This window comes from Mesorhizobium sp. C089B (genome assembly GCF_030323125.1).
GTDB lineage: Bacteria > Pseudomonadota > Alphaproteobacteria > Rhizobiales > Rhizobiaceae > Mesorhizobium.
Genome location: NZ_CP100469.1, coordinates 1,910,369 through 1,924,137, shown reverse-complemented (window position 1 = coordinate 1,924,137; position 13,769 = coordinate 1,910,369). Strand labels below are relative to the sequence as shown.

Sequence of the window (13,769 nt, the reverse complement as noted above, 5' to 3'; positions counted from 1 at the left end):
ACTTGAACGCACATAGACTAGCAAAAACAGTGACTTGTCGGGTGTTCACTGGTACTCTGTCCAACGTTTAGCCAATTCGAGGCGGAAAATGCAAGCAGACGCAGCAGAGATGGAAGGCGAGTCCAGCCCGAAGCAGGGCGGAAAGGTTCGGCTTAGGACGCTGGACGATCTGGACCGCCGCACGACTGCTGCCCGCGTGGTGTTCGAGTTACGTGACACCCTGGCTGCCGATCTCGGTGGCAAGGCCAATCTGTCGAGCATGAAGCTGGAGCTTATCGACAACGTGGCCGTGCTTGGCGCCATGCTGAAGGACAGCGCCGCCAGCTACATCACAGGCGAAGAGGTGGACATCACCGAGTTCATGGCCCTGACCAACGCACAGCGCCGGCTGCTGGCCGATCTCGGTCTAGAGCGCCGTGCCTTGAAGGACATCACCCCGACGCTGCGAGACTACGCCGCCACTAGGTACGCAGGTGCTTCCTCGTGAGCCTGGCCAACATCACCATCGATACGGCGCTTCGTGACCCGAACCTGCTTGGTGCTGCTCTCGGCCCATCAGTGACGTGGGACACATGGATTGCCATCCTCCGCGCTGCCTATGGTCTGGATCTATCCCCCGACGAGCTTACCGCCTTCAATGCCGTTGCCGGTGGCAGGGCGCCGCCCGTCAAGCGCGTTCGTGAGCTTTGGTGCATCATCGGCCGCCGCTCGGGAAAGTCGCGTGTAGCGGCTGCCCTGGCTGACTTCATTGCCGCCTTCCAAGACCACAGTGGCAAGCTTGCTCCAGGCGAGACCGGAACCATCCTCGTGCTGGCCGCCTCACAACGGCAGGCTCGGGCCGTCTATGACTACATCAAGGCATTCTTCGAAGCTTCGCCAATCCTCTCTCAGCTTGTCGAGAGCGTGACAAACGATGAGATCAAGCTTGCCGGCAACATTGGCATCTCGGTCCACACGAACAACTACAGGACCGTTCGCGGTCGCACCCTGATCGCCTGCATCTTTGACGAGGTGGGCTTCTGGCGTGACGAGTCCACATCACTGCCCGATGTCGAGACCTACCGCGCCGTGCTGCCTGCACTGGCAACGACCGGCGGGATGCTGATCGGCATCTCAAGCCCGTATGCCCAGCGTGGGCTGCTCTACACCAAGCACCGGGATTGCTACGGCAAGGACGATGCACAGGTTCTGGTGGTGCAGGCCGGGACCAAGGTCTTCAACCCGACCATCGACGCAGACATCATCGACCAGGCGCACCGGGATGACCCGGAATCGGCTGCTGCTGAATGGGATGCAAAATTCCGCGGTGACCTGTCCACATTCGTTGATCGGGCCGTGGTGGAGCGCTGCGTTGATATCGGCATCCATGAGCGCCCGTACCTGCGGCAATACCGCTACGTGGGTTTTGCCGACCCGAGCGGCGGCGCTCACGACTCGATGACCCTTGGCATTGCCCACAGGGAAGGCGACAGGGGCGTTCTGGACTGCCTGCGAGAGGTGAAGCCTCCCTTCGCCCCGGCCGATGTCGTCGGTGAGTTCACCAGGGTTTTGAACACCTACAAGATCACCAGCGTGACCGGCGATCGATATGCCGGCTCCTGGGTTTCGGATGCATTCCGCAAGGAAGGAATTCGCTACGTCGCGTCTGAAAGATCCCGCTCGGAAATCTATCTGGACGCGCTGCCGCAGCTCATGGGCGGAACCGCCTCGCTGCTGGATAACATCCGGCTTGTCGGTCAAATCTCACAGCTTGAGCGGCGCACCACGCGCACCGGCAAAGACAACATCGACCACATGTCCGGCGCCTCGGATGACCTGTGCAACGCGGCTCTTGGCGCCATCATGCATGTGCCGTCCCTGAACCGCGCCGACGCGAACCATTATGGCGGTAGCAACCGCACGCCAGTCGTCAATCTGTCCCACGCCAACATGAAGGCAAAAACAGGACGATATGGCCCTGTGCAAATGAAAGGACCATCACGCAATGGCTGACTTCGCATCACGCAGGCAGGAGGCGGAAAGCCGCCTTGTTGAACTGAAACACATGCACGGCATCGCCATGCTTGATGGCAAGCCTTTCGACCTTGCCGAGATGGCCGATGTCGAGCGTGAACTTTCGGGGCTGGAGGCCGCTGAAGGTGAAGCCGTCCGCCGCGAGCGCCTTGAGGCTGCCAAGACTGAGGAAGCCCGCCTTGAAGGCTTGCGGCAAACCCTGATCGTTGTGGAAGAACACCGCCTCGAAGCCGCTGACCGCGCCGAAAAGGCCGCTCGCGACGTGGCAGAAGCCTTAAAAGAATTCCGTCTTCGCAGCGCCGACGCAGCCCGCCTGCTTCGTGCGCTGGGGGTGAACAACGTCCTTGCTCTGGACGAGACCGATCACAGGATGAGTTGGCGCCTCACGGCAGCGCTGAAGCCGCTGGTCGGCCATGTCCGCCGCTTCGGCCAAATCGTCTTTCCGGAAGCTCGCAGCCCCTACGACCAGCCTTGGCGCGCCGAAGAACAGGCGATCGTCGGCCGCTACATTTCCAAAGCTCTCAAAGGAGACATGCAGTGAAGAACAACAACCCGCTGACGCCCATCCTGAAGGGGAAGGCAGCAATCGAATCCTACGTGATCGAACACTGGATCTGCCACCCCAACGGTGACCGGCTGGAAAAGCGCGCCTCGTTCGAAGAGGCAAAAGCCCGCGCCAAGGAACTGCTCGCAAAGGGAGTATTCTGATGACCAAGGCAATCGACCCGGCCACTCTGAAATCGGCGACCAGGCAAACCCCCGATATCGATCCTGCCCGCGTCTCACTACAGAACGCCGGCCAGATTTGGCGCGAATTCATGGTTCGCTGCCCAGCGGACATGGTTTCCGACGACCTGAAGCACCCTGAAATCTGGCGCAGGCTGCAGGTATCGGGCAGCCGCAACGCGCTGAAGAAACATGACCGGGTTTATGTCGTCTCCTATGACGAGGCCTGGGTTGCTGAAGCGATTGTGGCGAGTGCAGACGGCAAAGGCGCCGTGCTGGCGAAGCCACGCATCACGACCATGCCCGAGCGCTACGACAAGCTCTTCCAGGATGACAAATATCGGGTTGCGTGGAATGGGCATGGCTACGTTGTGGAGCGCAAGGCTGACGGTCATGTGATGACGGCCGCCGTAGCGAATCCCGATCTCGCAGCACGCCTCCTGACCCAACTTTATCCGGCGAGGGCTGCCTGATGGCGACGACAAACGGAGTACAGGTCTCTGACCCCGATATCCATGTCATGCGCTACAAATGGCTGGCAATCCCGAATGGCAACCAAGGGAATGCGGTTTCCCTCAACACCTATCAGGACAGAACCGTCCAGGTGTTTGGCACCTTCGGCGCGGCTGGGTCGGTCACAATCCAGGGGTCGAACGACGGCGGCACGACTTGGACCACGCTGACAGATCCTCTTGGCAACGCGCTGACGTTCACAGCGGCGGGAATGAAGCCAATCGGTATGCTGTCGCACCAGACCCGGCCTAGCGTCACAGCAGGGGACGGCACCACGGCAATCAGTGTGTGGATGCACGCGAGAGGGGGCAACAAATGAGCAACGAACTTACCATTTCCGAGGATTCTGGCGAGGCCCGAGCAGGCTCTGCGACAGAAGGCTTTACGACCGGGAACCAGGGGACTGATTTTGCCTCTCGGCTTCCTGAGCCCGGTCGTAAGGCAGAAATCGCCCGCATCATGGCAACCGACATCCACCGGTACTATGACGAGAAACTTGACGCGGAATACGCTGCCTTGCTGGAGGCCGAGCAGTCGGAAATCAACCCCGACCTGATCAATCCGACACGGCCGATGGATGCCGATCAATCCCGCACCGCTCTCTGCAGTTCGGAGGCCGGCCGCAGGTTGGTTTCCGACTGGGACGAGATGGGCGGTTTTCGCACTCACCTGAGCCACGTCCAGGCCGATGTCGGTAACATGGTCAAGGCAATGGGCGGGAATCGAGAGCAGCGCGTCTTCATGGAGCGTTTTGATCGCGATCTGCCGGAAGAGGCGCGGTACGCCGTCTATGCGGAAATTGCAGCCGGCCCGAGCATCTATGTGACCCCGGCGCCAGCGGCAGAAGTGAAGCGGTTTCAGGCTACCCCGGCAGGCAGCACCCTTGTCGCGGAATGGGGCTCTTTCGCTCCTGAAAAGGTGGCGATGCTGCGAGCCCGCGCCAAGCGGCTGACCGACAATCTGACCGACGACGAGGCGCATGGATTCTGGTTCTGGCTGGACGAGCTGCAGCCGGCAATTGCCGCGGTGATTTTCCGCAAGATGGCGGGGTGATCGATGATCGCCTTCCACGGCTCGCCCCACCTGTTCGGTGACCACGGATGTAGTGGCACCGGCAGGACTTAAGTCGCGGACAGTACCGGCCGCGCGGCGAAAAAATCCGAGAAATGCACCCAAGTGCGAATTTTTTGGCCAATTGCCAAGCCTTGGTATTGCATTTTAAAGGATCTCGCGGCGTATGCTGCCAAAACGAAAAATGCTGGGGGACTCGGGCTGCAATGATTGAACGCGACGAATTCTTTCCGAATTCCGAGCGCGTGATTTACGCAAGATCGCCATTGGTCCAGGTCATCTGCCAAATTCGCTTTCCGAAAATACTCCGCATTGAGGCCAGTCCGCCGGCCGATTTTCAGGACCAGGTTCGGGATCTTTATCCCATAGTCGAGCAGCAGCTTCCGCCGGGAATGCAAGATCTGCCGCCCGAAGTGGCAAAATGCTCGGTGCCGCCGGCCCGCTAAAATCGCAATATCAGTTTTTGTCACAGGACAGGGCAACAACGATTGCTTTGGCACCAGACGCCCTGTCGGTGACCTCGTCCAACTACAGCAGATGGGAAGATTTTGAAGCCCCTGTCAAACTGGCGATCGATGCGCTTAGCAACATATATAAGCCAAGTTTCCTCACGAGAATCGGCCTGCGATACCAAAATGCAGTGGTGCCCGGCGATTTCGGCATCGAAGGATCGCCTTGGGCGGCGCTGTTGAGCAAAAATGTTCTCGGCGGGTTGGCCCACCCTGGATTTTCGAATGACCGAATTACTGAGGCCTTCAGCGTCGTTAGAGCGATGCTGCCTGGTCAGCAAGAAGGCATTCTTCTACAGCACGGCCTCGGACAACGTGAAAACGGACCCGACAAAGCCTACGTATTTGATATAGACTGCTACACGGAGAAGCAGAATGACGTCGCTAGTACGCATTCCCACCTGCGAAGATTCAACGCTCGGGCGAGATACGCCTTCCGGTGGTGCATTTCCGACTTTCTTCATGACACACTTGGACCAAAGCCCGTCGCTGAAATGGTCCGTCACTGATCACGGGATTGAATCTCAGGCAAACTTCGTGACGAACATTGAGGTCACTGGGCGCGCAAGCAATTTGCCCATCTCCGCCGCCTACAGGGCGGTCTGCCTATATGTCTTGGGGCAGTTACGGGGCACCGCTCTTCGCGAGGCGTGCGAGGCGCTCAGTGGCATCTATGAGTTCGATCAAGCTAGGCTCGCGGCGGATCGGAGGCCTGTTATCGATCAGCCGCAGAAACGCGTCATGGCAAAGAATGTTCGGCGGGTCGAACGTCAGCCGCTTACCTTCACAGACTGATTGGGCATGACCGCGGGGGAGGTCGCTGTCCAACTGCCATCGGGACCGTCGATATACGCGACGGTCGATCCGAACTTGGAGTTTCGCCAAGGCGAAATTATCTCTGGCATCGTTCAGTATCGCTACTATCCCGAGGACGGCAGCGTCGAAGAAATTCCCCACGCATATGCCCTCATAGCGTCGCAAGATTGCGACCTTCTGCAGGATCATAATAGCAAAGTAGCCACTGGTCTTAGCCAGTTGAACAGCGTTTTGCTCTATGAAGCGCACGAAACTCCTGTACTCCGTGGCCAAGTGGCCGGCAGCGATATCTGGAAGCGGATTGTTCAGAATAATGACGAGCGATACCACGCTTTAGAGGCTGCCCACGCACGATTTGATCTCTGTAATGTGGGCTTGCCCGACCTAGTCGTTGACTTTCGACGGTTCTTTAGTATTTCACCGGCGGACTTAGCAAAACAAATTCAGGCTGGCACGGCGATGCGAAGGTGTCGTCTGGAGATGCCTTACCGTGAGCAGTTTCAAACACGGGCGGCATTTTACCTTCAACGGGTCGGAGTCCCAGAACCTCATAAGATTGCAAAGGTGGCGAGCCCAGCCTGAGCCTCCCCGTTCAAAACCCGCTTTTTTTGTTTGCTGAACTAGGCCTTATCAACAAGCCGCGTCTTCCGCTTCGGCGCCACATGGCCTTCCACCAATCGCACGTGCTCGGCGTCGACGGTCACCAGCGGCCGGAGACTAATGGTCACTTTCTCGCCATCGACCCGCGTGACTTGGCCGGTCAATTCCATGTTTTGCCCGATCACTGCTTTCGAAGTCGAATCGACAACGGAATGCGGGAAGGCATTGGAAGGAATCGTCACGCTGATGCGATCGGGTGTCACCCGACCGCGCACAACCGCCGTGACGGCGACCTCGTCGCCAACTTTGATATTTCCCCGAGCCATGTGCAAGACTCTGGGGCGGGCGGCTGCGGCGTCAAGATGAGAGGTTGCTAAGAAATGAGCACACTCGGCATGACGTTTCTCGACAAGTGGGTGGCCAAGCAGCTGCCCATTGTGGCGCTGGAAGATTCCGATCACCATCGGTGACTTGAAAGACCAGTTGATGACAGCTGCCGAGAAGGCCGGCATCGACGCCGACGAAATCAACGGCGAGGTTGAAACCGTCTTCGAACTGCTCTTAGAGGTGATGCGGCGGCGACAGGTGCGCGAAGCTGGGCATTAGCCCGGAGGCTTCTCCCGGGGCTGTGCCGGCCCTGTCCCGTTCCATTGGATGAACTGCGCCTTCCGGCCGGTGATGGTCTCAATCGACTTCAACAGGGGTCCATGGACCTCACGTAGAGCTTGGTAGTGTTCGCCGTGGTACGCCAGGAGCGGTCCGACGATGCTCTTGTGCAGCGCTTCGGCTGCCGCCAGGAAGCGCTCGATTTCAGCCTGTGAAAGCCGTTCGGAAGGTTTGGTTCTGGCCATTGGCGATCTCCGTTGAAGGGGTTCGCCGCAACGAGGACAATAATCCTACACATCGTCCTGACTTACAAGCGCAGACACAAAAAAGCCCCGTCGCAGACTGAGCGTGGGGCTTCGTGTGATTTTCGCGGCTCCGCTCGGGAGAGATCGACGGCTTGTCTATGCAAGCTCTGAACACGGCAGCCGGCCAGAGCCTCTCTACTGCTAGAATTTCATCGCGACGCCGACGCGGAAGTCGTGCGTCTGAACCGTGTGTTCGAGTGTGCACCCGCCACCGCAATATTCTAGCGATTTCTTGCCAAAGAAGGAGAAATCATACTCTCCGCGCAAAAACACGTTGTGGGTGAGTGCGACGTCTAAACCTGCTCCAACGATGCCGCCTACCAAGGTGGCATCGCGCTCCGCGTCACCGCCTGGATAGAACGTCTTCAACTTTGCGGCGGTTACCCCCGCCGTGACGAACGGCATGTACGCTCCCATGTCCATGCCGACCCGACCCTTTACAGAGCCAAACAACCCGGTGGAAGCGTCGAGGACGCCTGGGCCTGGAATGTCGTTGAAGGTGTTCTTCTTGAAGCGGTACCCAAGCTCGCCTTCGACGCCGTAGACAATCTTGCCCGACTGGAAGTTATAGCCCGCAAAGCCGCCGATTGTTGCCGAGCCGGGGCTGTGAGTAGCTCCGGCGCCAATGTTCGGCTCATGGATCTTGTAGTGTTCCAGCGTTCCCGCGCCGAAGATACCAGCGTAAGGTCCTTGCCAGGTCCATTCGGGGGTGTCCACAGGAGCAGTAATGGTGTCGGCGGCGATTGCCGGCGCGGTCACCGAAAGCGCGATAAGTGAAGCGAAAAGAAAGGCTTTCATCGGAATCCCCAGCACAATGTCAGGAACTTAGTGCCATAAACCTGCAACCTTGTATGTAGCTAGTAAGCCACACCTGTCGGCTAAGTTGCCGCCGTTGAGTCCGTCGACGTGAATTGAAGGGATCGCCGGCCAGTCGACTATGAAGGTTTGCTCGCTGGGAGCATCAGCGCCACGGCATTTCGGCCACCGGGAGAGTGGCACTGCGCGCGTCTAGGGGCGCGCTTCACTGGTTGCGGCAAACTCGGCGTCTTCACTAAGCCCATTGCCTCACGCTGGCGGGCTTTCCCACATTATGGTTTTGCGCGCTTAAGAGAAAGACGAGTTTCCGCTACGTTTGCCAATGCCTCGCGGCGAATCCGTGTGGTTAGCTTTTGCATTATCAGCTTGGCAACGTCCGGAGCATTTTCTGACTCGACTAGGTCCTGCAACTGCTCTGCTTCGGTCCCACAACTTGCCATCGAGGCTTCCGCGATGTCCACCATGCTGCCATCTAGTTGAGCATATTGGCTCGACTGAACCTGCACACATGCGCTGTACGCCATGACTCTCATGTTCGCCACGCTCTGCGTCTGGGCAGAGGCTGGAACGAGCCAAAGGCAGAGCGACATGGCGACGATTGTTTTCTGCCAGTGCATGATCCTCTCCCAAGCCTGCGATGTTGGGACAATTGCTGGAGAACAAGCGAACGGAAGCTGCCTCACGGTGGCGGACTTTAGCGCGCCATCCAGCCTTCGGGGCCGCCAACCGGTCGCGCTTTGATGCTTTCGAGCAGCTTCCGTTTTCTCTCTGCCTCGGCTGCGTCTGCAGCTATTTGCTTCGATTGATCGCCATCAGGCAACCTCAGCGGCACTGCGAATACGACTCTGCTCACGGTCTGAGATTTGCTGTCCTTGCCCCCCTCAGCGCCGATCCCCCAAACCCTGATAGATCCTTTGCCGCCCACAGACGTTTCGGCTGTCACTGCGACGTCAAAGTCAACGCGCGCGAAAACGCCGAATTCAGGCAGCGCAGATAGATTGCTGCCCAGAACGCCAGGGAACGCCGCATTCACATTCTTTCCGATATCGGTGCCTTGGGCCTTGGCGATGCCCGAAAGGATTTGCCCCAGGGTTTCAGAAATGAATTCGTCCAAGTCCATCGCAAGTCGCCTTTATTGTTGATCCGTCAAGTCAACGCAGCAGAGATACGTCTTACGGTGGTGGGCTTATGAAATCGCTTGTCGTCACGGTAACGCGGCCGTTTTCATTGAACCGCTTAGCGTCGTACTTTTCAGAAGCCTTGTCCTGAACGGCCTCCAAGCCATAGTCTTCGATTGCTTCCGTCGAGGTGACAACCACCACGCGTTCTTCCCCGTCTAATGCTTCAAGCAAAAGCTCAAACTCGCTGCTGTTTCCTCGCTCACCCGTAAAAATCAAACCCATAATTCCTCCTCCAAGCCGAAAACGGAGTGTGACAGGAATCACGAAGCGCGACAAACGCCGGCAGAGAATTGGCCAAACGTTGGACAGGGACGGGGAATTTTCTGCTAAGTGCTTGAAAGATCTGGTACGCCCAAGGGGAATCGAACCCCTGTTACCGCCGTGAAAGGGCGGTGTCCTAACCGCTAGACGATGGGCGCGCTCAGACGAAGCGGCTTATAATTGCGTTGTTGCCAACCGGCAACCCATCAGCCGCCAGATGCGGAAACTTTTTTCAAGAGGGGCGAAAAGGGCCAGTTTGGTGAGCCAGCCCAGGTTTTCTGCCCTCGCGTCATTGCACATCTTTGGAGATTAGCCTGAACGCCCCGCGCAGTCGTCATCCTATGGTCTGCGCTGCGTCGCTGCGCGCCTTGCTTCGCCATAGGATGACGAAGTCGCGGGTGCCTCGGCTAATCTCGAACGTCGCTGATAGCTAATCGGGAAAAACGGCAGGCTGCTAACGGCCCCTCGGCCCGTTTGCCGAATGGGGATGCTACCCCCGCCGGCGGCAGCGCCAATTCCAGTCGCGCTCGGGGCCGACGTCGACGTGAACGGATTCGGTATGGCAGTAGGTGCCGACGCCACCGCGGCCGGGCATGGTTCGGATGTAGCTCGCCAGTTCCCATTTGGAGACGCCGGGAACCTGGATGTCGGCGGCGGCGCAATACATGTGCAGCGAATTCTTGGCGCCGTTAGCGCGCCGGTTGCGGGCCGGGTCGCGGTAGCCTGATGTGACCATCATCTTGCGGCCGTAATGGCCTTCGATGGTCTTCAGCACACGCACCAGCGACGGCTTCAGGCAGGCGACGTCGACGCTCTCGTTTTGCTTCAACAGGCCGTTGGGCGCCAGCCGGGCGAGGCCGGCGGCGGAAGCCACCTGATAGGCGCCGCCCGAACCCTCGTCCTCGTTCAGGTCGACGTCGCTTTCGTCGTCGAGGCCGGATTTGCGCTTGATCTCGAACAGCGCCGTCTGGCGCACGCCGGGCAAGGCATCGCTGCCGGTGATGTGGTTGCTCTCGTTGCCAAGCGAGGCAAGCTGCAAGGGCTTGTCGGCCGAACTGGCTGAGGCCAACGTGATGATCGGCTTTGCCGGGGCGGCCTTCTGGGCAGCAACCGCAGGCTGTTCGCCCGAGCGCGAGTTGACCAGCGGAGCAGGTGCCGCCGAGGTTGGCGTGGTGCTGAACAGTGAGGCCAGGAAGCCCTTCTTCGGCGTGTCGATCTGCAGGGGCGCGGCGGTCACGTAGACCTCGCCGGGCGCGGGTGCCGCGGCAGTCGGTTTCGGCGCGGTCACGCCGGCATCGGCGGCGGCGATCTTCTGCGCCACGGCGTCCGTTGCGGCCGCGGTCTGTGCTGACTGCTGCAGCGACTGCGGCGTCTGGCCGACAATGGTTTCGGAGCCGGCGGGAACATTGACCGGGAAGCCGGTGCCGGGCTTGGCCACCGGCACATAGGCGACCTGCTCGGGCAGTGTCGCATCGCCCGCTGCCGTCATCATCATCTGCGGCCCGGTGGATGTGACCTGCACGGTCGAATCGCCCGGCGCCGCAGGGCTGGCGCCGGAAGCCGCGGCGATGTCAGAAGCGGTCGCGTTGTAGCCAGGCATGCCGACGGACATTGTGGGGTCGCCAGCGGAGGTGCAGGACGCCAGAAGCACGGAGAAAAGCGCTGCCGCTATAGTGCGACCTTCTCTCCCCGCGAGACGCGATCCTACTGATTTCAAAACTAAATTCCCCCTCGGTGTCCGGTCGGCCTGCTATTGGTGCGGCGTCGAAACGTTCACGTCCAATAACCTTGTGTTCCCAAACCGGAAACGAGACTTGTGTCAATTCTGCAAGGCTCTGAATTATTTGCTCGTTGGAGGCCAATTGAGGCTTCTTGAAGGTTGACGACACCATTTCGCCCCGTTTTGCCGGCCCGTCAACTCACCAGACATTACATTCCGTTACACACAGGCACCTGCAAAAGGTGCCGGCCGTTACACGCGGACCTTCACATAGGTGCCGGGGGCATCACCCAGGGTTTTCATATGCTTGCCCGGTTTGCGGGCCGGAACGAGGGTGTCGTCCTGGGTTTCGATCCAGTGCTGCCAGTGCGTCCACCAGGAGCCGGGATGCTCCACCGCGGAGGCGAGCCACTGGCCAAAATCGCCCGTCGGTTTGCCGCCGGTCCAGTACTGGTATTTCTTGGCTGCCGGCGGGTTGACGACACCGGCAATGTGGCCGGAACCAGCCATCACAAACTCGACGTCGCCGCCGAAATATTGCGAGCCGAGAAACACCGAAAGGGCCGGCGCGATGTGATCTTCCTTCGACGCCAGGTTGTAAACCGGGATGGTGACGTCGGCCAGCGACACAGTGCGGCCGGCGAGTTCCATCACGCCACGCGTCAGATTGTTCTCGAGATAACAGTTGCGCAGGTAGAAGGAGTGGTTTGCAGCCGCCATGCGGGTGGAATCGGCGTTCCAGTAGAGCAGGTCGAAGGGCAGGGGATCCTTCCCGCGCATGTAATTGTTGATGACATAAGGCCAGATCAGGTCGCCCGAGCGCAGCATGTTGAAGGCGGTCGCCATCTTGGTGCCGTCGAGGTAGCCCTTTTCGTTCATCGACTTCTCGACCGCTGCCACCTGGTCCTCGTCGACGAAGACTTTCAGGTCGCCGGCATGGGTGAAGTCGACCTGCGTGGTGAAGAAGGTCGCCGATTTGATGCGGTTGTCGCCTTCCTGTGCCAGCAGTGCGAGTGCGGCCGCCAGCAGCGTGCCGCCGACGCAATAGCCGATGGCGTTGACCTCTTTCTCGCCGGTCGCCTTCTCGATCATGTCGAGGCCGTATTGCAGGCCTTCCCGTATGTAAGCTTCCCAGCCCTTGGCGCCGTGCCGCTCGTCGGGATTGATCCAGGAGATGACGAACACGGTATGGCCTTGCTCGATCGCCCAGCGGATGAAGGACTTTTGCGGGTTGAGATCGAGGATGTAGAACTTGTTGATCCAGGGCGGGCAGATCAGCAGCGGGCGCTTGAGCACCGTCTCCGTCGTCGGATCGTACTGGATAATTTCGGCGACATCGCTGCGGCCGACCACCTTGCCGGGAGATGTCGCGACGTTCTTGCCGATCTCGAAGGGCGAATAGTCAGCTTGTCTCAGCTTCAGGTCGCCCTTGCCGGCGGCGATGTCTTCGGCCAGCATCTTCATGCCGCGCACCAGGTTTTCTCCATTCGAGGCGACGGTTTCTCGAAACAGCTCCGGATTGGTCAGGATGAAGTTCGACGGCGAGATGGCATTGGACACCTGCTTGACGTAGAAGCTCGCCTTGTGGCGGGTGTGGTCGTCGAGGCCTTCGGCGTGCTCGACCAGGTCGGCCGCCCAGCGCGAGGTGACGAGATAGGCCTGTTTGAGGAAATCGAAGAAAGCGTTGCGACCCCATTCGGGGTCTTGAAAACGCTTGTCGCCGCGCTCGGGCTTGACAGCATCGTCCGGCGCTTCGGCATTCGGGCTAACCTTCTGGATGGCGTTGCCCCAGACCGTCATGTAGCCGGCGAACAGTCGCGTCTGCGCTTCCAGCGCGCGTTGCGGGTCGGCCAGCCAATATTCGCTGAGCTTGGAAAAGGTTTTGACCATGTCGACCACGGGTTCGGCGACATGATCGCGCACCTCGCCTTTTTCGCGCGGCTCGGCCCAGGCCGAGGCGGCTTTGCCGGCCTGTTCGACCATGCGCGCCATGTTCAACGCGAAGCGTTCCGGGTCTTTCACCAGATATTGCTCGACGGTCGAAGATTGATCATCTTCCGCTTTGCTCGAATCAGGTGTTTTGGACATGGCTCGCGGGGTTCCTCCCGAGGCGTTTTCTTGACATATTATCATGGGACATCTGACCGGGTCCAATGCGCTGTACCCCGGCTGCCAGGAAAACAATATGACGATTAACACCGGCAAGACCATTTTTTCGGGAGCAGGCCGCTTTTGCCGCGTCGCGGTTGCAATCGCCTGTCTGACGCCAGGGCTGCTGGCGGCAAGTGGCTGCACGAGCGCCAACACCGGCAACGGGATGAATGTCGGCCTGACCCAGGGCGCGCAGGACACCGGCTCTTATCCCAATCTCAACATCCCACCGCAGGTGGCGGCAAAGCAGCTCACCCCTGAGGAGACGCAGGCCAAGCTTGCCCAGTTGAAGGGCGAACAGCAGGGGCAAGTGGCCAAGGGCGGCGGCGGTGCCCCGTCCACCAGCCCGGCGGCGCTGAATTCGCTGGCGAAGAACCATGGCAAGGACACGCTGAAGCAGATCGAAGCCAAATGCGATCCCGCCCTCGACCCTACCTGCAAATAAGGCTATATCGCGCGCCGAAAGCGGTCTTTGCCAAAG

General features: G+C 59.5%; 20 protein-coding genes and 1 tRNA gene. 12 read left to right on the top strand and 9 right to left on the bottom strand.

Annotated features, from left to right (window positions below; genetic code table 11):
* Positions 1-88 precede the first annotated feature (88 nt).
* The 10 genes from NLY44_RS09775 (at position 89) to NLY44_RS09730 (ending at position 6,230) form a co-directional block, all read left to right on the top strand.
* The gene (locus tag NLY44_RS09775; protein WP_156935488.1) at positions 89-487 is read left to right on the top strand and encodes a hypothetical protein; all 399 of its coding nucleotides are present in this window, start codon (positions 89-91) and stop codon (positions 485-487) included.
* Positions 484-1,992, top strand: a complete 1,509-nt coding sequence (locus NLY44_RS09770; RefSeq protein WP_050587440.1) for a terminase large subunit domain-containing protein — start codon at positions 484-486, stop codon at positions 1,990-1,992. The genes NLY44_RS09775 and NLY44_RS09770 overlap by 4 nt, the downstream gene beginning before the upstream one ends.
* Positions 1,985-2,554: a hypothetical protein gene (locus NLY44_RS09765; protein ID WP_156935996.1), complete on the top strand. Its 570-nt coding sequence runs from the start codon at positions 1,985-1,987 to the stop codon at positions 2,552-2,554. The genes NLY44_RS09770 and NLY44_RS09765 overlap by 8 nt, the downstream gene beginning before the upstream one ends.
* Positions 2,551-2,721: a hypothetical protein gene (locus NLY44_RS09760; protein ID WP_023688255.1), complete on the top strand. Its 171-nt coding sequence runs from the start codon at positions 2,551-2,553 to the stop codon at positions 2,719-2,721. The genes NLY44_RS09765 and NLY44_RS09760 overlap by 4 nt, the downstream gene beginning before the upstream one ends.
* On the top strand, positions 2,721-3,212 hold the full coding sequence (locus tag NLY44_RS09755; protein ID WP_050587441.1) for a hypothetical protein: 492 nt from the start codon (positions 2,721-2,723) through the stop codon (positions 3,210-3,212). Before NLY44_RS09760 ends, NLY44_RS09755 begins: the two co-directional genes overlap by 1 nt.
* Positions 3,212-3,571 (top strand): hypothetical protein, encoded by a 360-nt coding sequence (locus NLY44_RS09750; protein WP_023688257.1) that lies wholly within the window; start codon positions 3,212-3,214, stop codon positions 3,569-3,571. Before NLY44_RS09755 ends, NLY44_RS09750 begins: the two co-directional genes overlap by 1 nt.
* The gene (locus tag NLY44_RS09745) at positions 3,541-4,305 is read left to right on the top strand and encodes a hypothetical protein (protein ID WP_286457055.1); all 765 of its coding nucleotides are present in this window, start codon (positions 3,541-3,543) and stop codon (positions 4,303-4,305) included. Before NLY44_RS09750 ends, NLY44_RS09745 begins: the two co-directional genes overlap by 31 nt.
* A 224-nt stretch (positions 4,306-4,529) precedes the next feature.
* Complete coding sequence (locus NLY44_RS09740) at positions 4,530-4,769, top strand: TIGR04255 family protein (RefSeq protein ID WP_286457053.1); 240 nt, start codon at positions 4,530-4,532, stop codon at positions 4,767-4,769.
* The gene (locus tag NLY44_RS09735; protein WP_286457051.1) at positions 4,745-5,341 is read left to right on the top strand and encodes a TIGR04255 family protein; all 597 of its coding nucleotides are present in this window, start codon (positions 4,745-4,747) and stop codon (positions 5,339-5,341) included. The genes NLY44_RS09740 and NLY44_RS09735 overlap by 25 nt, the downstream gene beginning before the upstream one ends.
* A gap of 292 nt (positions 5,342-5,633) precedes the next feature.
* On the top strand, positions 5,634-6,230 hold the full coding sequence (locus tag NLY44_RS09730) for a hypothetical protein (RefSeq protein WP_156935490.1): 597 nt from the start codon (positions 5,634-5,636) through the stop codon (positions 6,228-6,230).
* A gap of 38 nt (positions 6,231-6,268) precedes the next feature.
* Here NLY44_RS09730 and NLY44_RS09725 read toward each other — a convergent pair whose 3' ends face one another.
* Positions 6,269-6,574 (bottom strand): hypothetical protein, encoded by a 306-nt coding sequence (locus tag NLY44_RS09725; protein ID WP_023688261.1) that lies wholly within the window; start codon positions 6,572-6,574, stop codon positions 6,269-6,271.
* Between the two features lie 109 nt (positions 6,575-6,683).
* On the opposite strand from NLY44_RS09725, the gene NLY44_RS09720 reads away from it, so the two are divergent.
* On the top strand, positions 6,684-6,854 hold the full coding sequence (locus tag NLY44_RS09720; RefSeq protein ID WP_023688262.1) for a DUF768 domain-containing protein: 171 nt from the start codon (positions 6,684-6,686) through the stop codon (positions 6,852-6,854).
* Here NLY44_RS09720 and NLY44_RS09715 read toward each other — a convergent pair.
* The 8 genes from NLY44_RS09715 to phaC all read right to left on the bottom strand — a co-directional run bounded on the left by NLY44_RS09715 (position 6,851) and on the right by phaC (position 13,225).
* Entirely contained in the window at positions 6,851-7,099 is a 249-nt protein-coding gene (locus NLY44_RS09715; protein ID WP_023688263.1) for a hypothetical protein, read from the bottom strand. The two genes, NLY44_RS09720 and NLY44_RS09715, sit on opposite strands and share 4 nt — an antisense overlap.
* A gap of 201 nt (positions 7,100-7,300) precedes the next feature.
* Positions 7,301-7,957 (bottom strand): outer membrane protein, encoded by a 657-nt coding sequence (locus NLY44_RS09710; RefSeq protein WP_023688264.1) that lies wholly within the window; start codon positions 7,955-7,957, stop codon positions 7,301-7,303.
* 290 nt (positions 7,958-8,247) lie between these two features.
* Positions 8,248-8,592 (bottom strand): hypothetical protein, encoded by a 345-nt coding sequence (locus tag NLY44_RS09705; RefSeq protein ID WP_023688265.1) that lies wholly within the window; start codon positions 8,590-8,592, stop codon positions 8,248-8,250.
* A 77-nt stretch (positions 8,593-8,669) separates the two neighbouring features.
* A complete protein-coding gene (locus NLY44_RS09700) occupies positions 8,670-9,095 on the bottom strand; it encodes a trypco2 family protein (protein WP_023688266.1) in 426 nt (141 codons plus the stop codon).
* 52 nt (positions 9,096-9,147) lie between these two features.
* Positions 9,148-9,378 carry a hypothetical protein gene (locus NLY44_RS09695; RefSeq protein WP_023688267.1) on the bottom strand — a complete coding sequence of 77 codons (231 nt, stop codon included), beginning with the start codon at positions 9,376-9,378 and terminating at the stop codon, positions 9,148-9,150.
* A 122-nt stretch (positions 9,379-9,500) separates the two neighbouring features.
* Positions 9,501-9,575 (bottom strand) — tRNA-Glu (locus tag NLY44_RS09690).
* A gap of 332 nt (positions 9,576-9,907) precedes the next feature.
* Entirely contained in the window at positions 9,908-11,029 is a 1,122-nt protein-coding gene (locus NLY44_RS09685; RefSeq protein WP_023805330.1) for a YcbK family protein, read from the bottom strand.
* A 360-nt stretch (positions 11,030-11,389) separates the two neighbouring features.
* Positions 11,390-13,225, bottom strand: coding sequence for a class I poly(R)-hydroxyalkanoic acid synthase (phaC, locus tag NLY44_RS09680; protein WP_023681617.1), 1,836 nt, complete (start codon positions 13,223-13,225; stop codon positions 11,390-11,392).
* Between the two features lie 97 nt (positions 13,226-13,322).
* Between phaC and NLY44_RS09675 the strand changes: the two genes are divergently transcribed.
* Entirely contained in the window at positions 13,323-13,733 is a 411-nt protein-coding gene (locus NLY44_RS09675; protein ID WP_023753345.1) for a hypothetical protein, read from the top strand.
* Positions 13,734-13,769 lie beyond the last annotated feature (36 nt).